The sequence below is a fragment of the Serratia sp. FGI94 genome (assembly GCF_000330865.1).
Taxonomy (GTDB): domain Bacteria; phylum Pseudomonadota; class Gammaproteobacteria; order Enterobacterales; family Enterobacteriaceae; genus Serratia_B; species Serratia_B rubidaea.
In genome coordinates this window covers 106,064-125,270 of the sequence record NC_020064.1, presented here as the reverse complement: position 1 = coordinate 125,270, position 19,207 = coordinate 106,064, and the positions used below count along the sequence as shown (strand labels likewise).

The window sequence follows — 19,207 nt, the reverse complement described above, 5'->3', positions numbered from 1 at the left end:
CGGAAGCCCGCCGGCTGTTGTTACACGGCCTACACCACGGTTTCTTTCTGGCTGAACGTCGCGCTGCGCCCGACGCCGTGCGGGATAAACGACAGCAGCCAGCTCAGCAGCGACATCGCGCCGACCAGCACGCCGCGCACCCGCGGCGGCGCATAGTCCGCCATCCGCAGATAGCCGCGGAAGCCCAGCGCCAGCACGTCGCGCAGGCTGTCGATCGGTTTGTCTTCAGGGAACCCGTCCTGCCACAGCGCCCAGGTATCGGCGCGGGCAAACGTGCACTGAATAAAATCAATATGCTGACGGGTGGTCAGCGCCACCATCCGCAGCCCGACCTTGGCGCCGAAGGCGCGCGTCACCACGCAGGGGAAGCTGTACTCCTGCCGGCCGCGCCGCAGCAGCAGCCCGACCTTGTCGCCCTCTTTCAGCCGATCCGGCAGGCGCATCTCCACGCCGACGCCGCCGTCGGAGTAATCGCGCAGCGTGCAGGGATACAGGTGGCCGTCCTCACACGACAGCGCGGCCGGCATGGCGATTTCCACCCGGTGCGACTGACGCACCTGCTTGGCTTCCACTGCCACCGCCACTGCCCCGCCGAGAATGGTCATGTTGTACAGCACCCACACCAGGCTGACGATTACCGTCATCACCTCGTCCGCCGGGCCGTACATCATGCGCCAGATGCCGAAGCACAGGCCGGCCAGGTTCAACAGCACCAGCGCCATATACGGCCGGGTGATCACCCAGTCGACGTGCTCCTCGGCCACCAGTCCGCCCTTGGCGGTGACGTTGAACTTGCCCTTGTGCGGGTTGAACAGCGCCACGGTGGTCGGCCGGGCGATATACCACGCCAGCACCGTTTCGTAGATTTCGCTCCAGAACGAGTGGCGGTATTTGCCCTGAATGCGCGAGTTGGTCAGGCTGGAGTGGATCATATGCGGCAGCACGTACAGCGCGATGGCCAGCGCCGGGGCGAAAATGATATAGGCGTGCAGCAGCAGAAACGCCAGCGGCGCGGTCAGGAAGATCAGCCGCGGAATGCCCGACAGGAAGTGCAGCATGGCGTTGGCGTAACACAGCCGCTGCGCCAGCTTCAGCCCCTTGCCGAACAGCGGGTTGTCCAGCCGGAAGATTTGCACCATGCCGCGCGCCCAGCGGATGCGCTGGCCGATATGCGCCGACAGGCTTTCGGTCGCCAGCCCGGCCGCCTGCGGAATGCGGATATAGGCCGAGGTGTAGCCCAGACGGTGCAGACGCAGCGAGGTGTGGGCGTCCTCCGTGACGGTTTCCACCGCGATGCCGCCGATCTCATCCAGCGCCGTACGCCGCAAAATGGCGCAGGAGCCGCAGAAGAAGGTGGCGTCCCACATATCGTTGCCGTCCTGCACCAGCCCGTAAAACAGCGTGCCTTCGTTCGGCGTCTGGCGGAACCGTCCCAGGTTGCGCTCAAACGGATCCGGCGAGAAGAAGTGGTGCGGCGTCTGCAGCATCGCCAGCTTGCTGTCTTTAAAGAACCAGCCCATGGTCAGCTGCAGGAAAGAGCGCGTCGGCACGTGGTCGCAGTCGAAAATCGCCACGAATTCGCCGCCGGCGTGCTGCAACGCGTGGTTGATATTACCGGCCTTGGCGTGCTCGTGCGTCGCGCGCGCAATGTACTTCACCCCCACCTCCTCGGCGAAGGCGCGGAACTCCGGACGGTTGCCGTCGTCCAGAATAAAGATATTCAGCTTGTCGCGCGGCCAGTCGATGCCCAGCGCGGCGTAGATGGTCGGCTTCACCACGCTGAGATCTTCGTTGTAGGTCGGCACCATCAGGTCGACCGTCGGCCACCGGCTACTGTCCGGCGGCATCTCGACCGGCTGACGGTCCAGTGGCCACACGGTCTGGAAATAGCCCAGCACCAGCACCACCCAGGCGTAAGTTTCCGCCACCAGCAGCAACAGGCCGCAGGTCAGGCTGAGCGGGTCATCCCAGTTCAGCGTGGCGGTATAGCGCCACCACAGATAGCGGCAGGAGACGGTCAGCGACAGCACAATCAGCATCAGAGCCGGCAGACGCCCCGGCACCCGCCGCACCACCAGCGCAATCCCCCACAGCAGCAGCACAAACACAAACTGCGCCGACAGGTCGAACGGCTGGGAGATGCACAGCAGCGCCAGCAGCGCCGCCAGCACGCCGGCCAAGATAAACAGGATGCGGCGCACATGGCGGTTCATCCGCCCCAGGCGCGCCGTGGTCCGCTGCTCGACGCCGGCCTCCGCCAGCCGGTGCGGCAGGCGCTGCATCGCGTTGAGGTAGCGCAGGCGCAGGCTGCGCCAGCCGCTGAAGGTAAACCGCGTGCGCGGCCCGCGTCCGCTGCGGAACAGCAGCAGCCACAGCGCCTGCAGCAGATAGCGCAGCGCGTCGGCCGGACGCGGCCGGCTGGGGGACAGGTGCGGGAACCAGTAAGCCCGGCCGGCGCGGATGCGCTGCCAGGCCGGCGACTCAAAGCGCAGCAGCGTCCAGCCGCAGACCACCAGCAGCGTGGTCAGCAGGGCGGTCAGCGCCGATGAACCGCTGCGCCGGTAGCCGCGATAGCGCGCCTGCACCGCCTGATAGACCGGCGGCATCAACAGCAGGTTCATCACCCGGCTCATGCGGCGCCGTCCTGCAGGTGCAGCAGGCACCAGTTGGCCAGCGTCAGAATTTCATCCGCCGCCAGGCTTTCCGGGCGGTACTCTCCCAGCGGCTGTTTCATCGCCAGCGCCTCCGCCAGCGCCTCGTCGCGGTGCACCATCACCGGCAGCAGGTTAGGCAGGCTCTGCAGCCACAGCTGATGCAGATCCTGCTGCAGCCGGCTGTGCGGGTTGTAATGATTAATCAGAAAATGGCCGTGCGCCGGCAGCGGCTGCTGATGCAGGCGCGTGTGGCAGTTGGCGTCCGGCGTCAGCAGCACCAGCGCCCGGTCGGCGGCGTCAAGCGCCTGTCGCGCCGGCGCATCGTCGCCCGCCGGCACGTCCAGCAGGATCCAGCGATAGCACCCGGCCGCCTGCAGCTGACGGATCTTTTCCCGCCACGAGGCCGGCAGCAGGTTACGCCGCTCGGCGGCGTCCAGCCGGCCGAACGGCAGAAAGTCGAGGTTTTCGCTATAGCGCATCGCCCCCTGTCGCCAGTCGTCACCGTCCAGCTCCGCACGCGCCCAGCCGCGCGCCAGCGCGAACGGCGTGTTGAAATGCAGGCGCAGTAAATTATCCGCCGAGCAGTCAATCGCCAGCACCGATTCGCCCAATTGCTGAAATGCCCAGGCCAGCGCCGCCGTTACCGACGTCGTTCCTATTCCGCCCCGCATCCCCTGCAGCGCAATTACCGGCATAAATTAGTGACTCCCTGATTCTTTGGACAATTCATCCAGCAGCGGCCAACGCGCCATCGTTTGCATTAAACGTTCCTGCTGCAAAATATCGATATAACGTAATGGGGGTAAGGAGAAAGCGTGACGCAGCGCCTGCAGGTCATCCGGCATTTCCGGCGATAAATCCGCATCGGTGCGTATTAATTGATTATCCATCCTGCGCTCTCTGAAAATAGGCTAAGATTACATAACTATAGCAATGATATGGAAAGAAATGCCCAATAAGATGAATCCTAACGGACATTATTGATCGGGTGGTGAATTTGTTATTATTGATGGCAATGTTACAATCGTTTATTAGTTTAATCCAGTTGCCAGTTATTGACCCGCGACGCTTTCAACGAAAGTAGAAAAACCTATGGCGCACTCTTTCTCATTAGGAATACGACAGATTTGGGAAGAACTTTCTGTCATGCAGTCCCCTGGATTTTATTGGATTAATAGCGACCGCCAACTCGACGCCAACCTGCTTTGCCGTCAGATCATCGCCGCGCAATCCGCCGACAGCCGCGCCGCCTTAATCTGCAGCGGCGAGCGGCCCGACGCGCTGCTGAATGACCTGGCGTCGCCGGCGCTGCACAAGCTGCCGCTGTACACCCTGCCGGAAAAAAAGGCCGCGCTGCTGAGCCTCAGCGACGATCTGACGCGCGCGCTGAAACCGCGTAACCGCCTGCTGATCCTGCTGGCCCACGCCAGCCTGTGGCAGACCTTCACCCGCGACGAAATCCACGCCTGGCTGCGCGAACTGGGCCACTGGCTGCGCCGCCGCCAGTGCACCCTGGTAGTGCTCAGCCACGGCAACGGCGTAAATAAACTGCGTGGCCAGCTGGCGGCGCAGCACCGCGTGCTGGACGGGCTGGCCAACCTGCAGTGGCAGCAGGACAGCGCGCAGTACCTGGTGAACTGGTGGGGCACGGCAAGCGGCGTCAACGCCAACCAGCTACTGACGCTGTACGCCGCGCAGCAGGGCTGGCAGGGGGAAGACGACCAAAAACCCGTTCCCAGCGCCGCGCGCAACGACGACCACCTCTATCTGGCGGAGCAGCGCGTGCTGGAAGGCGCGCCGCCGCTGTCCGCCAACTGGCAGCTGCTGGCAAACAACGCCCAGCTGGCGCAGCAGGGCATGCTGATGCTGTCCGCCACGCTGGTGTTCGCCCTGTACCACAGCGAAGAGATTGAGACGCTGGCGCAGCAGATCCACAGCCTGCGCCGGCAGCGTGGCAACGGGTTGAAAATCGTGGTGCGCGAAATGCGCGCCAGCCTGCGCTACAGCGACGAACGCCTGCTGCTGGCCTGCGGCGCCAACCTGATCGTACCGCACGTCGCGCCGCTGTCGCGTTTTCTCACCATGCTGGAAGGCATCCAGGGGCAGCGCTTCTCGCGCCACGTACCGGCGAATATCGACGTGCTGCTGTCCGGCCTGCGTCCGCTGCAGCTGAAGGGCTACCTGCGTCCCGATGACTTCACCGCGGCGGTGCATTCGCTGATGGACAATACCCTGCTGCCGGAAGACGGCAAAGGCGTGATGGTGGCGCTGCGTCCGGCGCCGGGGCTGCGCGCCGAGCAGGCGATGACGCTGTGTCAACTGCGCCGTTTCGGCGACGTGATGACCGTAGCGCAGGGACGGCTGCTGCTGTTCCTGTCCACCTGCCGCATCAACGATCTGGACACCGCGCTGCGGCATATCCTGCGCCTGCCGGTGGAGGAAGCCTTCAGCAACCGCGTGGTGTGGTATCAGGACGTCGATATCAACTCGGAAATCAAACGCATGGCGCAGGGCATCGCCGCCCCCGCCCGGCAGGAAATGCCGATCGTCGCCGGCGCAGCGGCGAAAAGCGCGGACGCCGCGCCGCCCGAGCGCCGCCGGCCGGTCGCCATCACCCTGTCCGCCGCTCAGGAGAAACCGGCATGATCAATCTGGACGACATTGTGCAGCTGGTTCTGCTGTGCGCCATTATCTTTCTTCCCCTGGGCTATGCGCTGCGCCGTCGCTTTCCCCACGGCTGGCGGAATATGAAAAACCGTGTTCTTTCACCGCGTTACCTGCAGTCGGCCGGACTGTGGTCGCGCGACGGTTCCATCTCTCAGATTAAGCGTAAGAAACCGCAATGAACGATAAAAACACGACGCACACCACGCACGCGCTGTGGCGCTACTGGCGCGGTCTCGGCGGCTGGAACTACTATTTTCTGATTAAATTCGGCCTGCTGTGGTTCGGCTATCTGAACTTCCACCCGCTGGCCAACCTGGTGTTTATGGCCTTCCTGCTGATGCCGATCCCCTCACTGCGGCTGCACCGCTGGCGTCACTGGCTGGCGGTGCCGATCGGCATCGCGCTGTTTTATCACGACACCTGGCTGCCGGGCCTCAGCAGCATTCTCAGCCAGGGCTCGCAGCTCGCCGGCTTCAGCGCCGACTACCTGCTGGAACTGGTGACGCGTTTTATCAACTGGCAGATGGTCGGCGCGGCCTTTGTGGCGCTGATCGGCTACCTGTTCCTGTCGCAGTGGGTCCGCGTGACGGTGTTTACCGTCGCGGCGCTGGTGTGGCTCAATCTGCTGGCGGTCGGCGGCCCGGCGTTTTCGCTGCTGCCGTCCGCTCCCAGCACCGCCGCCACGCCGCCGCCTGCCACCACGCCGACGTCCGGCGCCGGCGAGGCCGACGGTCAGCAGCCCGTCGTCAATGGGCCGCCGACCAGCGCCAATCTGACGGCCTACCTCGACCAGTTCTACCAGCTGGAGAAAAAGCGCGCCACCGCCTTCCCGACGTCGCTGCCGGCCGATGCCCAGCCGTTCGACCTGCTGGTGATCAATATCTGCTCGCTGGCCTGGTCAGACATTGAGGCCTCCGGGCTGCAGAACCACCCGCTGTGGTCCAAAATGGACATCATGTTCGACAACTTCAACTCGGCGACCGCCTACAGCGGCCCGGCGTCGATTCGTCTGCTGCGCGCCAGCTGCGGCCAGACATCGCACCGCGACCTGTACCAGCCGGTGAATCAGCAGTGCTATCTGTTTGATAATCTTGGAAAACTTGGCTTCAAAGAGCAGCTGATGATGGACCACTCCGGCGTGTTCGGCGACTACCTGAAAGAGCTGCGCGCGCAGGGCGATATGCAGGCGCCGCTGATGTCGCAGGCTGGCATCGGCAATGAGCTGGCCTCGTTTGACGGCGAACCCATTTACAACGACCTGCAGCTGCTGAACCGCTGGCTGGAACAGCAGAAAAACGGTGGCGAGGCGCGCACCGCGACCTTCTTCAACCTGATTCCGCTGCACGACGGCAACCGCGCCGTCGGCTCGAAAAAGACCGCCGAATACGCGCCGCGCGCGCAGCAGCTGTTCGATCAGCTGAACACCTTCCTCGACCAGTTGGAGAAATCCGGCCGTAAAGTGATGGTGGTTATCGTGCCGGAGCACGGCGCGGCGCTGGTCGGCGACAAAATGCAAATGTCCGGCCTGCGCGATATCCCCAGCCCGAGCATCACCCATATTCCGGTCGGCATTAAGCTGGTCGGCATGAGCGCGGCGCACCCCGGCAGCCCGCTGCAGGTGAAAACGCCGAGCAGCTATCTGGCGATTTCCGAACTGGTGGCGCGCCTGGTCGACGGCAAAGCCTTCAGCGCCGATCGGGTAGACTGGCAGACGCTGACCCAGGGCCTGCCGCAGACCGCGCCCATTTCAGAAAATGATAATGCGGTGGTGATGGAGTATCAGGGGAAAATTTATATTCGCCTTAACGGCGGCGACTGGGTGCCTTACCCGCAATAATGAGAAAGTTAAATAACAAACGGGCGCATACAATATGCGCCCGTTTTATTTTAACGAGGGTAAAAATACGGTTGGGAACATTCTGAATATAAATACTATTTCGCTCTTATTCCGCGTAAAAAAATAATTACCCTGCTAGCTATCCTGCATAGTTTCGCTATTTATTCACATAAACAGGCGAGGTTATTTCACTTTCCCGCGATCCGTTAACGTGGCCGCCTCCTTTCTCCGTCCACCGCCGGCGGCCTTATTTAACCAGCAGAAGCCGCCGATGCGGCCCCTGCCTTTTTACGCGGATTAGCCGCGCTCCTCATCCTGATCGACGGCAAAACACGCCACCATCTGCTCGCCATACTGCCGCAGCTGCGGCTGACGCTGCGTGCAGGCGCCGAACGCCCGGCGGCAGCGGGCGTTGAACGCGCAGCCCGGCGGCGGGTTCATCGGGCTGGGCAGCTCGCCGCTCAGCTTGATGCGCTCCCGACGCATATCCGGGTTCAGGCGCGGCGTCGCCGACAGCAGCGCCTGCGTATACGGATGGCGCGGATTGTTGAAAATGGCGTCCTTACTGCCCTTCTCCACGCAGCGCCCCAGGTACATCACCATCACCTCGTCGGCGATATGCTCCACCACCGACAGGTCGTGCGAAATAAACACGTAGGACAGCCCCAGCTCCTGCTGCAGGTCCATCATCAGGTTCAGCACCTGCGCCCGCACCGACACGTCCAGCGCGGAGACCGGCTCATCGGCGATCACCACGTCCGGGTTCAGCATCAGCCCGCGGGCGATGGCGATACGCTGCCGCTGACCGCCGGAGAACATGTGCGGGTAGCGGTCGTAATGCTCGGTCTTCAGCCCGACCTTGGCCATCATCGCCAACGCTTTCTCCCGCCGTTCGGCGGCGCTGAGCGGCGTGTTGATCAGCAGCGGCTCCTCCAGGATCTGCCCGACCTTTTTACGCGGGTTGAGCGATCCGTAAGGATTCTGGAACACAATCTGGATCTTCTGCCGGCGCAGCTTTTCCGCCGTGGCGTCCGGCTGCAGCAGATCCTGCCCCTGATAAAACAGCTCGCCGTCGGTCGGCGTTTCGATCATCGTCAGCAGGCGGCCCAGCGTGGATTTGCCACAGCCGGACTCCCCCACCACCGCCAGCGTCTTGCCGCGTTCCAGCGTAAAGGAGACGCCGTCCAACGCTTTCACCAGCTGTTCCGGCGCAAACAGGCCCTTTTTCACCGGGTAGTACTTCTTCAGATCGGTGGCCTGCAGTAAAGGTTGATTCTGGCTCATACGGTCGGCCTCCCCGCATCATCCAGCGGCGTGTGACATTTAACCTGGCGGCCGGGAATGCTGCGCAGTTCCGGCTCCTCATTGCGGCAGCGCTCGTTGGCATACGGGCAGCGCGGGTTGAGCAGACAGCCGCTCGGCCGGTCATACTTGCCCGGCACCACGCCCGGCAGCGAGGCCAGCCGCGCCTTGTCGGCGGCGAACTCCGGCAGCGCGCGCAGCAGCGCCTGAGTATACGGATGACGCGGCGCGCGGAAGATTTCCGACGCCTTGCCGGACTCCACCACCTGACCGGCGTACATCACGATAATGTGCTGCGCCGCTTCCGCCACCAGCGCCAGATCGTGGGTAATCAGCACCAGCGCCATATTTTCACGCTGCTGCAGCTCCAGCAGCAGCTCGATGATCTGCGCCTGGATGGTGACGTCCAGCGCGGTGGTCGGCTCATCGGCAATCAGCAGCTTGGGCCGGCAGGCGATCGCCATCGCGATCATCACGCGCTGGCTCATCCCGCCGGACAGCTGATGCGGGTAAACGTCCAGCCGCGACGCCGGGTCGGGGATGCCCACCTGCGTCAGCAAATCGACCGCGCGCTGACGGCGGGTGCGGCGGCTGCCGCCCTGATGCACCTTCAGCGCTTCCATAATCTGAAAGCCGACGGTGTAGCACGGGTTCAGACTGGTCATCGGGTCCTGGAAAATCATCGCCACTTCGGCGCCCACCAGCTGGCGGCGCTCTTTCTCGGACAGCTTCTGCAAATCCTGGCCGTTGAACGCCAGGTTATCCGCCATAACGCGGCCGGGGTAGTCAATCAGCCCCATGATCGCCAGCGAGCTGACGGACTTGCCGGAGCCGGACTCGCCGACAATGCCGACGACCTGCCCCTGCTCCACGCTGTAGCTGATGCGATCAACCGCGCGGAACGGCGTGCCTTCGTCACCAAAGTGCACCGAAAGCTTATCTACATTTAATAACGCCATGATCGATTCCTCAGTTACTGCTTGAGTTTGGGGTCGAGAGCATCGCGCAAACCGTCCCCCATCAGGTTAAACGCCAGCACCGTCAGCAGAATCGCCAGCCCAGGGAAGGTCACGACCCACCAGGCGCTTTGCGCAAACTGCAGCACGTCGGAGAGCATCGTGCCCCATTCCGGCGTCGGCGGCTGTGCGCCCATACCGAGGAAACCCAGCGCGGCCATATCGAGAATGGCATTGGAAAAACCGAGCGACGCCTGCACAATCAGCGGCGCCAGACAGTTAGGCAGAATATTGACGAACATCTGGCGCAGCGCGCCGGCGCCCGCCACCCGCGACGCGGTGACGTAGTCGCGGTTGACCTCCACCAGCACCGCCGCGCGGGTCAGACGCACGTAGTGCGGCAGGGCGACAAAGGTCAGCGCCAGCGAGGCGTTGACGATCGACGGCCCGAACACCGCCACCAGCACCAGCGCCAGCAGCAGGCTCGGCAGCGCCAGCATGATATCGACGATGCGCATGATGACGGCATCCACCACGCCGCCGAAGTAGCCGGCCAGCAGGCCGAACACCACGCCCATGATTAACGACATCACCACCACCAGACAGCCGACCAGCAGCGACAGGCGCGCGCCGTACATCAGGCGCGACAGCACGTCGCGGCCCACGTCGTCGGTGCCGAGAATAAACTGCCAGCTGCCGCCGTCCTGCCAGACCGGCGGCCGGAGCAGCGCGTCGCGGAACTGTTCCGCCGGCGTATGCGGCGCCAGGAAACCGGCGCCCAACGCCACCACCAGCATAATGATGATATAGACCAGGCCGACTACGGCCCCTTTATTGCGCTTGAAGTAGTGCCAAAACTCCTGGAAAGGCGTCATGGGCTTCGGCGCGCCGGTTGCTACCGGCTCAGTCACTTGAGTCATTACGGCGCCCCTTATTTCTTGTGTCGGATACGTGGGTTAACCACGCCGTAGAGCACGTCTACCAGCAGGTTAACCAGGATGATCATACAGGCGACCAGCAGCACCCCGCCCTGCACCACCGGGTAGTCGCGCCGCTGCAGCGCTTCAATCAGCCAGCGGCCGAGTCCCGGCCAGGAGAAGATGGTTTCGGTCAGAATGGCGCCCGCCAGCATCGTGCCGACCTGCAGGCCGATCACCGTCACCACCGGCAGCAGCGCGTTGCGCAGCGCGTGCACCACAATCACCCGCATGCGGCTGACGCCCTTGGCGCGCGCGGTGCGGATATAGTCTTCCCCCAGCACTTCCAGCATCGACGAACGGGTCATACGCACGATCACCGCCAGCGGGATGGTGCCCAGCACCACCGCCGGCAGGATCATATGCATCACCGCATCGACAAAGTCGCCGGGCTCGCCCCAGAACAGGGTGTCGATCAGCATAAAGCCGGTCAGCGGCAGAGTATCGTCAAGGAACACCGTATCGCTGATCCTGCCGGAGACCGGCGTCAGGTTCAGCTGCACCGATACCAGCATGATCAGCATCATGCCCCACCAGAAAATCGGCATCGAATAGCCAGTCAGCGAGATGCCCACCGCGGTATGGTCAAAGATCGATCCCCGTCTCACCGCCGCCAGCACGCCGACCGGAATGCCCACCAGCACGGCGAAAATCATCGCGCAGATGCCCAGCTCCAGCGTCGCCTTAAAGCGCGGCACGAACTCGTCCCAGACGGAAATACGGCTCTTGAGGGAAGTACCCAAATCGCCCTGCAGCACATTGGATACGTAAGTGAAATATTGCTGATAAAGCGGCTTGTCCAGCCCCATTTCCGCCATGATCTGCGCATGGCGCTCTGCGGAGATCCCGCGCTCCCCGGCCATGATCGTCACCGGATCGCCGGGGATCATGTGCACAAAAACAAACGTCAGCAAGGTAATGCCGATAAACGTTGGGATAACTAACCCCAAACGTCGGAGTATGAACTGCAACATATCCCGAACTCTCTGTATAGGCGCCCGACGGCTCATGGTCCGCCGGGCTTATTAAGCTCACAGCTTCTGAAAAGATCCTGGCGGGGACGGGCAGCCGGAACGCAACGCACTGCGCCCCGGCTGATACGCCATCCCCGGCTTAACGGGCCGGATACATCCGGCCCGCTGCGGCATTAATCCAGGGATACGTTCTCGAAGTGATGTTTACCCAGCGGATCCACCACGTAGCCTTTAACTTCTTTACGCACAGGCTCAAACACGGTGGAGTGGGCGATAATCAGCGCCGGCGCCTGGTCGTGCATCACCACCTGCGCCTGCTTGTAGAGTTCGATACGCTTGTTATGGTCAGAGGCGGCGCGCGCCGGCTGAATCAGCGCTTCAAACGACTTATCGCACCAGCGCGAGTAGTTGGAGCCGTCTTTCGCCGCGGCGCAGCTGAACAGGGTGGCGAAGAAGTTATCCGGATCCCCGTTGTCGCCGGTCCAGCCCATCATCACCGTCTGGTGCTCGCCGTCTTTGGCGCGCTTGAGGTATTCACCCCACTCGTAGGAAACGATTTTCGCCTTCACGCCGATCTTCGCCCAGTCGGACTGAATCATCTCCGCCATGCGGCGGGCGTTCGGGTTGTACGGACGCTGTACCGGCATCGCCCACAGGTCGATGGTGAAGCCGTCGGCCATACCGGCCTCTTTCAGCAGCGCCTTGGCCTTTTCCGGGTCGTAGGCGTAATCCTTCACCGCGTCGTTATAGCCCCACATGGTCGGCGGGATCAGGTTCTTCGCCGCCTGACCGGCGCCCTGATAGACCGCATCGATAATCGCCTGCTTGTTGACCGCCATGGTCAACGCCTGACGCACCTTCACGTTATCCAGCGGCTTTTTCTCAACGTTGAACGACACGTAACCGACGTTCAGCCCCGGCTGTTCCATCAGGTTGATCGATTTGTCCTGCTTCATGCGCGCCAGGTCAGCCGGGTTCGGGTACGGCATCACCTGACATTCGTTTTTCTGCAGCTTGGCGTAACGCACCGAGGCGTCCGGAGTGATGGAGAACACCAGGCGGTCGATCTTCGGCTTGGTGCCCCAGTAGCCGTCGAACGCCTTATACAGGATGCGCGAGTCTTTCTGGTACTGCATCATCTGGAACGGGCCGGTGCCGACCGGGTTGAGGTCGACCTTTTCCGGCGTGCCGGCTTTCATCATGTTGTCCGCATATTCCGCCGACAGAATGGAGGCGAAGTCCATCCCCAGGTCGGCCAGGAACGGCGCTTCCGGACGGGTCAGCACAAAGCGCACGGTGTGATCGTCCACTTTTTCCACCTTGGCGATCAGATCCTGCATGCCCATGCCCTGGAAGTACTCATAGCTGCCGCCGGAAACTTTATGGTACGGATGTTTTGCATCCAGCTGGCGTTCGAAGGAGTAAACCACGTCGTCGGCGTTAAACTCGCGCGTCGGCTTGAAGAGCTTGCTGCTTTGCCACTTCACGCCTTTGCGCAGATGGAAGGTGTAGGTTTTACCGTCTTCGCTGACGTCCCATTTTTCGGCCAGGCCCGGCTCGATTTCGGTGGTGCCGAGCTTGAACTCCACCAGGCGGTTATAGATCGGCACCGAGCTGGCGTCATAGGTGGTGCCGGAGGTGAACAGCTGCGGGTTAAAGCCTTCCGGCGAACCTTCAGAACAGTAAACCAGCGTTTTTGCCTGTACGCTGGCGGCGACGGTCAGCGCCACCAGTCCTATACCGAATTTCAGCATCCCCGATTTGGTCAAGGAACTCGTCATCGTTAGTGCTCCATTTGTGATGTGATGTGTGTATACCCGTCACGTTTTCGCTGGCCGGTACGGCGGCGGCTCTTACCCGGCCCACTGCCTGGGCAGTGCGCCGTTCTGAGGTGCCGCGATCCTGCAGCATGAAAGCGTGGGGGGTTAATGTCCGCCAGACCTGTATTTTTTTATTGCGCGGTCTGTGCGGCGGTCAGGGTCAGAGATGAGCCGGATGGAACGCATCCGGACATAGGCGTCTAAGCGGGTGGTCGCCACTCAAACAGCTCTCGCTCTAACCCCTAAGGCTATCAAATTGCCAACTGTTGAGGGTGGCGTCAATATAACCAGTGGGGTTTTACGCAGACTGTGAGAAACAGCAAACAAACATAAAAAAAACCATTTCTTAACAAATACAGCATGAAACCTGTGCTACCCGTCAATTTACAGTGTGATTCCCTAGGTAACAAAATTTAACCAGCGTTAAACTCCGGGAAAAAACTAGAAAAGTTTGTGGCTAAATGCTGAAAATATGAACGGTTATTTTTACGATTGTCTGCAAAAGCAGAATGAAATGCTGGAAATTACCTCAAAAGGGTGAGTCCGATACGCGCTTTTTTCGCGCCGCGCGGCAACCTCCAGGGTGGGGAAAGGCGGGCAGCTCAGCGATTAGGTGTATCCAGCAGCGCGAAGTTCATACGGGGAACCACATAGTGACGAATCCCGTTATGGCGTCAGCCGTGTTACCGACCGCCATCCGCTCTCGCGGGGGCCGGATCGGCAAAAATACGCAGGTAATGTGATAATGCTATCGGGCGTGAAACGCCACGCGGGTCACCGATCAAGGGAAATTTGAAAAAGGGCTTCTCAGCAACGCCAACTTTCCACGTCGTATCGCCAATAAAACGGAACGACACGGCATCGGATAAAATCCGCAGTTCACTGAACGTCCCGTTAAGATAAGCACCGCCAAGCGACAACGTTTCCAGGATGCCATGACGCCGGTCCAACAACGAGATATTGAGTATTTCTTCGTAAGGCACATCATCCGTGAGAAACAGTAATAAGCGCCATTCATCAATGCTGACGGCGGCTTCCAACATCTGGAAGGGAACAAAAATACCGCTTCCCTGCCCTGACAGCAGAACCTCATAACCGCCATCGATACCGGCGACGTGATTCCTCTTTCCAAGAGAAACAAATGTTGCTTCGCTGAACATACTACCTCCAGATGCCGCTCATTTCCCATGCGGCTAATGCACCGCCAGCAAAAGCACCAACAACAGCACAGACCGGCGCTCCTGGTCCACATATCAAACCAGCAATTGCGCCACCGGCCCAGCCACCGGCAATACCTGCACCACCAATCGCCACCTGGCGTTTCGTTTCTTTTACTTTGTCATCAGCATCATAAATCTCGTACACCGCAATCGCCAACGTCAGAAAAGCCAATCCTTTACCCGCAGCAGAAAGACGCTGCATTCTGCTATTAACCTGATGGTTGGACTTACCAGCCGACTCAACTACCGCCGCATAAACCCGATTTTTCTGCGTTTCTGAGAGGTTTCGAAAATTAGCCTGGCGGCCATACAACGCCCTGGTTTTATACGCAATGAGTTCATTAAATGTTTTTCCCTGTACCTTAAGCCTTTGGGCTAAAGATTGACCTATCGGCGTGCTTCGACCACGGATTAACTCCATAATGGTATTTCGCGTCAGGTTTGCTTCTGCCGCAGCCTGCTCCCAGGTAATCACTCCGCGTGATGCCTTGCCATACAAATCATCCGACATCATTTTGATTCTACGGGAGTACTCGAGGCGAAGTTTAGGGTCAACGTACATCACTGTCGCCGCCACGCTGATGTCGCCCTGCAATGCAGCAATTGCTTTCTTGAATTTGTCCTGACCGTCCTTATCCAACGCTGAAATAAATATAGTATAATTATACGTAAATCATAAAAATTCACGTCAAGTAAAATCTTAAAAATTCACTTTGTAATTAGTCTTCTTTAGGTGGTTTTACCTTAGGCATTGGAGGAGGATTTTTAGCTGGTTGTAACCCTCTCTCTTCTTTAGTATATCTAGAATCATCATTTTCTGTTTTTTTATTCTCATATTTATTCATTTAACTCCTCTCCTCTTGCTGAAAGTAAAAGTTATAAAAATATTCCCCAGCAAACTTTTCTGCTTTATCTTGCAATTTAGATGCCGATGGAATAGTAGTCTGAATATATTTATCTATAGATTTTTGCTTTGCTTTCCTTATATCAAATCTCGCTTTATTTATTTCATAAAAACTTATTCTTCCTTCTGAAATTGAATACCACTTAATTTCTGATTGAGTCATTAGTTCCTCTAACTCTCTCAGTAATGAAGAATATGATTTTATGCGAGAACTATATGGCAAGAATGGGTTAATAGCTGAAATTATTTGTGAAAGTGCAATAATTGCCCCCCACATATAAGAAAATTCACTCCATATGGCCCAAGAACCAATACTAACACTTGAAGATACCGCTAGAGTAATTTTCATCATCCTGTCTATATATTCAGCTCGTTCAAGTAACAACTCTATAAACCCAATATGTACTTTTAATTGATACAACTCTTTCCAATATTGCTCTTGAATCATCCAGTTAATGCCCAAGCAAGTTAATTAAATACGCTCTCTTTTTACTAAATTCCAGTAGTGAACACCTAAAGCCGTTAACTTACAAGACTTACTATTCATTGCAGCATAATACATATGCTCTTCTCCCACAGGAATAACAAGATTAACTCTATTGTATTTTTGTAAGATAGAAAACTTATTCATATTATCTTCATTTGGTGATTCAGAGTCTGGTTCAAAACTAGGATCAAGGCAAAACTCTTGTCCTGGCTCATCAAACAGTTCTATGATTTTCCTTAAATCATCTAATCCAATGGTTGGCTGAACTTTCCGGAGGCTTGTAAAGCTTTTAACATTAGTTTTAAATATAGGTCTTTGTTCCCATGGGCCTAGTGATTGATCTATATGGGCATAAACGCTTCCAGGAGTAATATCTCCAAGTAGGTTTGCAGCACCTCCATTTAAAGCATCAACAAAAAGGCTAGTAAATACTCCATTATCATTGCTAGATAAAGCATACTGTGTAGAGCTAGATGCAGTTAAAATTGACACGCCATCAGATAGCAATGATATATTTCCCTCTAAAGGTAACACACCCATTATTCCCGCATGGCAACAATCTAAAACTATAATTTTATTCTTAGCTGGCGAGCTATTGACTATAGACAATAATTCATTTAAAGAAAAACCTTCATCCCCATGTTCGCATTCAGAAGTAACTAAATACCCACCAGTACTTTCAATATACCCATGACCGGCGAAATAGAATAAAGCTACAGAATTATCATCTCTAAATAAATCTTCTATTTGTTGTTTTAAATCCCTTTTATATATCCTTGTTTCGACACTGGCCCCTACCATAATATTTACACCAAAATTTATGGTTCCATCGCTATTCCTTTCTAATACATTCCTGACTGAATAAGCATCATTTATACAACCATTCAGTTTTGCAACATTTTCATAATAATCGATTCCAACAATAAGAGCTTTCCTCATTAGCCTAGCTCCCTGATAGCTCTAGCTATAGATGCACCATTCCATTTTACGATTTTATGGGCAGCATCTTTTACAACAGCAGATGTTCGTTCCGCTCCCCAAGGCTCAATTGCGATAATTGATTTATTATAGGATTGAGCAATTTCAATTTCCTTATTAATCCATTTACTATATGTTGCATAAACACCAGCTAATATAATAATGCAACTAGTACCTCTCATCTTGGCTTCTATTGCATCGAATAATTGCTTATCGGTTCCATTTGTATGGATAGGGTCATCTTTAGGAACGGAATGATCATGAAAATCTATACCTTGCTTACGAATTAAATCAACAATTTTTTCATAATTTTCACTATAGTTCCAAGAGTGACTGATAAATAATTTATATACCTTAGTCATAATTATAAATATCCTTATTTAAATAATAGAAATGGTTTACTTATAAGGTATCAAATAAAAATCACATAAAAAGATCATATAAATAATTCTATGCGAGAGATCACATATAAACATTGATCTGATTTGTTTTTAACCAAAAAAGAACGATATAGTATATCAACTAATGTGCGGATACATTCAATTATATAATTTAAACGCAAAATACATATAATTTACTTTATGGGTATAGGTAACATCTAATTCTTAATAACCGGTTTTAATTTCTATAAATCTCATTAGCCATAAATATGATTTGTTGATACACAACAAACAATCGCTGACGCGTTGTTCAAAACTGTTCCCGACAGTTTTGTCTCATCCTCTTCAAGCGACAGACGAAAAAAAACCTGCTTTAAAAAGCAGGTTTTTCGAATGGTGGTCGGCGAGAGAGGATTCGAACCTCCGACCCACTGGTCCCAAACCAGTTGCGCTACCAAGCTGCGCTACTCGCCGATGCGGGGCGCATCTTACTGCTGGCACACAGGGGCGTCAATCACTTTTTTACCCCGCCGGTGCGAACGGCGATAAAAGCGCCGAATCAGCCAAAAAAGCGCCGAAAGCCGCCGCCGTCAGGCCTGTGCGTCCTGCAGCCGCGGCGACTGCGCGCGCAGGAACGGCAGCAGGAACAGCGCCGACAGGCAGGCCGCCACCGAAATCACCACGAAGAAGCCGTTCCAGTGCCACACTTCCATCACCCGGGCGATCGGGTAGCCGGACAGCGCCGCGCCCAGATAGGCGAACAGGCCGACAAAACCGGTGGCGGCGCCGGCGGCGTCCTTGTGCGAGCACTCCGCCGCCGCCATGCCGATCAGCATCTGCGGGCCGAAGATAAAGAAGCCGATAGCGAAGAAACAGGCGGCCTGCAGCAGGTAGGTCACCCCCGGCATCAGCCACAGCGCGGCGACGGACAGGAAAATGCCGATGGCGAAAATCAGGTTCATCGGGCCGCGGTTGCCGCGGAACAGCTTATCCGAGCCCCAGCCGGCCACCAGCGAACCGATAAAGCCCCCCACCTCAAACAGTGCGATCGCCGAGTTGGCGGTCATCAGCGAGTAGCCCTTTTCCTGGGTCAGATACAGGTTGCCCCAGTCATTGATCGCCGTACGCACGATATACACCAGCACATAGGAAGCCGCCAGCAGCCAGATATATTTATTGGTCAGCACATAGCGCTTGATGATTTCCCGGCCGCTCAACCCCTGCCCTTCGGATTCCTGCACCAGCTCCATCGCGTCGTTGCGCCATTTACCGACGCTCGGCAGCCCCATGCTGCTCGGCTTATCGCGCAGCCGCCAGCACATCAGCAGGCCCAGCGCCACGCCGATAATGCCGGGAATGATCATGCCGTAACGCCAGCTGAAGTGCAGCGAGATAAAACCCACCAGCAGCGGGATCAGCGCGCCGCCGAAGTTATGCGAGGTGTTCCACACCGCCCACCAGCCGCCGCGTTCGGAGCGGGAGTACCAGCTGGTAAGAATTTTCGAGCACGGCGGCCAGCCCCAGCCCTGGAAGAAGGCGTTGAGGATCCACAGCGTCCCCAGCATCAGCAGGGAAGAGCTGAGGCCGAAGAAGATATTCAGCACGCCGGTCATAATCAGCCCCAGTCCCATAAAATAGCGCGGGTTGGAGCGGTCGCTGAGCATGCCGGAGATAAATTTGGAGCAGCCGTAGGTGATATAGAACAGCGTGCCCAGAATGCCGACGTCCGACATGGTCAGGCCCAGGTCGCTGAGCATCGCCGGCATGATAAAGTTGAAGCTTTTGCGCGTGAAGTAAAAGGCCGCGTAGCCAATGTACATCGTCCACATCAGCTGGATACGCCAGTATTTATAGGTGGCGTCGACCTGTTGCCGATCGCTGACCTGCGGCGCGTCCGGGCTACTTTTTAAAAAAGACCACATGTAAAACCTCAGAGAGTCTGAAAAGGGAGAGCAATCCCCGCGGGATCCCAGCCCGGCGGCGCCTCTGGCCGCAGCCGGAAAGATACCGCCACAGAATGCGCCGCGCGCGCGCAAATCCCTTACGTCAAA

The 19,207-nt window shown here is 57.3% G+C and carries 18 protein-coding genes and 1 tRNA gene; 3 read left to right on the top strand and 16 right to left on the bottom strand.

Features of this window, described 5'->3' with window-relative positions; all coding sequences use genetic code 11:
- Nucleotides 1–29: 29 nt before the first annotated feature.
- From bcsA to bcsR, 3 genes are read right to left on the bottom strand one after another with little or no spacing between them, the layout of a single operon-like run.
- Nucleotides 30–2,633, bottom strand: a complete 2,604-nt coding sequence (gene bcsA, locus D781_RS00545) for a UDP-forming cellulose synthase catalytic subunit (RefSeq protein WP_015344108.1) — start codon at nucleotides 2,631–2,633, stop codon at nucleotides 30–32.
- Nucleotides 2,630–3,349 (bottom strand): cellulose biosynthesis protein BcsQ, encoded by a 720-nt coding sequence (gene bcsQ / locus D781_RS00540; protein ID WP_015344107.1) that lies wholly within the window; start codon nucleotides 3,347–3,349, stop codon nucleotides 2,630–2,632. Before bcsQ ends, bcsA begins: the two co-directional genes overlap by 4 nt.
- A 3-nt stretch (nucleotides 3,350–3,352) precedes the next feature.
- Nucleotides 3,353–3,499: a cellulose biosynthesis protein BcsR gene (bcsR, locus tag D781_RS00535; protein ID WP_232037749.1), complete on the bottom strand. Its 147-nt coding sequence runs from the start codon at nucleotides 3,497–3,499 to the stop codon at nucleotides 3,353–3,355.
- A 247-nt stretch (nucleotides 3,500–3,746) separates the two neighbouring features.
- Between bcsR and bcsE the strand changes: the two genes are divergently transcribed.
- From bcsE to bcsG, 3 genes are read left to right on the top strand one after another with little or no spacing between them, the layout of a single operon-like run.
- Nucleotides 3,747–5,300, top strand: a complete 1,554-nt coding sequence (bcsE, locus tag D781_RS00530; protein ID WP_015344105.1) for a cellulose biosynthesis protein BcsE — start codon at nucleotides 3,747–3,749, stop codon at nucleotides 5,298–5,300.
- Nucleotides 5,297–5,500, top strand: coding sequence for a cellulose biosynthesis protein BcsF (bcsF, locus tag D781_RS00525; protein ID WP_015344104.1), 204 nt, complete (start codon nucleotides 5,297–5,299; stop codon nucleotides 5,498–5,500). The genes bcsE and bcsF overlap by 4 nt, the downstream gene beginning before the upstream one ends.
- Nucleotides 5,497–7,158 (top strand): cellulose biosynthesis protein BcsG, encoded by a 1,662-nt coding sequence (bcsG, locus tag D781_RS00520; RefSeq protein ID WP_015344103.1) that lies wholly within the window; start codon nucleotides 5,497–5,499, stop codon nucleotides 7,156–7,158. The genes bcsF and bcsG overlap by 4 nt, the downstream gene beginning before the upstream one ends.
- Nucleotides 7,159–7,455: 297 nt before the next feature.
- Here bcsG and dppF read toward each other — a convergent pair whose 3' ends face one another.
- From dppF to D781_RS00475, 13 genes are all read right to left on the bottom strand, one after another.
- On the bottom strand, nucleotides 7,456–8,442 hold the full coding sequence (dppF, locus tag D781_RS00515; protein ID WP_015344102.1) for a dipeptide ABC transporter ATP-binding subunit DppF: 987 nt from the start codon (nucleotides 8,440–8,442) through the stop codon (nucleotides 7,456–7,458).
- Nucleotides 8,439–9,419, bottom strand: coding sequence for a dipeptide ABC transporter ATP-binding protein (gene dppD / locus D781_RS00510; RefSeq protein ID WP_015344101.1), 981 nt, complete (start codon nucleotides 9,417–9,419; stop codon nucleotides 8,439–8,441). Before dppD ends, dppF begins: the two co-directional genes overlap by 4 nt.
- Nucleotides 9,420–9,433: 14 nt before the next feature.
- Nucleotides 9,434–10,336, bottom strand: coding sequence for a dipeptide ABC transporter permease DppC (gene dppC, locus D781_RS00505; protein ID WP_015344100.1), 903 nt, complete (start codon nucleotides 10,334–10,336; stop codon nucleotides 9,434–9,436).
- A gap of 11 nt (nucleotides 10,337–10,347) precedes the next feature.
- Nucleotides 10,348–11,367, bottom strand: coding sequence for a dipeptide ABC transporter permease DppB (dppB, locus tag D781_RS00500; RefSeq protein ID WP_015344099.1), 1,020 nt, complete (start codon nucleotides 11,365–11,367; stop codon nucleotides 10,348–10,350).
- 173 nt (nucleotides 11,368–11,540) lie between these two features.
- Nucleotides 11,541–13,148 carry a dipeptide ABC transporter periplasmic-binding protein DppA gene (dppA, locus tag D781_RS00495; RefSeq protein ID WP_015344098.1) on the bottom strand — a complete coding sequence of 536 codons (1,608 nt, stop codon included), beginning with the start codon at nucleotides 13,146–13,148 and terminating at the stop codon, nucleotides 11,541–11,543.
- Nucleotides 13,149–13,870: 722 nt separating this feature from the next.
- The gene (locus D781_RS00490; protein ID WP_015344097.1) at nucleotides 13,871–14,347 is read right to left on the bottom strand and encodes a hypothetical protein; all 477 of its coding nucleotides are present in this window, start codon (nucleotides 14,345–14,347) and stop codon (nucleotides 13,871–13,873) included.
- Between the two features lies 1 nt (nucleotide 14,348).
- Entirely contained in the window at nucleotides 14,349–15,047 is a 699-nt protein-coding gene (locus tag D781_RS00485) for a hypothetical protein (RefSeq protein ID WP_015344096.1), read from the bottom strand.
- Nucleotides 15,048–15,126: 79 nt separating this feature from the next.
- Nucleotides 15,127–15,252, bottom strand: a complete 126-nt coding sequence (locus D781_RS24260; RefSeq protein ID WP_255346671.1) for a hypothetical protein — start codon at nucleotides 15,250–15,252, stop codon at nucleotides 15,127–15,129.
- A complete protein-coding gene (locus D781_RS22380; protein WP_102024994.1) occupies nucleotides 15,253–15,759 on the bottom strand; it encodes a hypothetical protein in 507 nt (168 codons plus the stop codon).
- A 24-nt stretch (nucleotides 15,760–15,783) separates the two neighbouring features.
- Nucleotides 15,784–16,737, bottom strand: a complete 954-nt coding sequence (locus D781_RS22375; RefSeq protein ID WP_015344094.1) for a caspase family protein — start codon at nucleotides 16,735–16,737, stop codon at nucleotides 15,784–15,786.
- Nucleotides 16,737–17,138, bottom strand: a complete 402-nt coding sequence (locus tag D781_RS22370) for a TIR domain-containing protein (protein ID WP_015344093.1) — start codon at nucleotides 17,136–17,138, stop codon at nucleotides 16,737–16,739. Before D781_RS22370 ends, D781_RS22375 begins: the two co-directional genes overlap by 1 nt.
- A 415-nt stretch (nucleotides 17,139–17,553) precedes the next feature.
- Nucleotides 17,554–17,630 (bottom strand) — tRNA-Pro (locus D781_RS00480).
- Nucleotides 17,631–17,746: 116 nt separating this feature from the next.
- Complete coding sequence (locus D781_RS00475; protein WP_015344092.1) at nucleotides 17,747–19,078, bottom strand: MFS transporter; 1,332 nt, start codon at nucleotides 19,076–19,078, stop codon at nucleotides 17,747–17,749.
- Nucleotides 19,079–19,207: the final 129 nt, after the last annotated feature.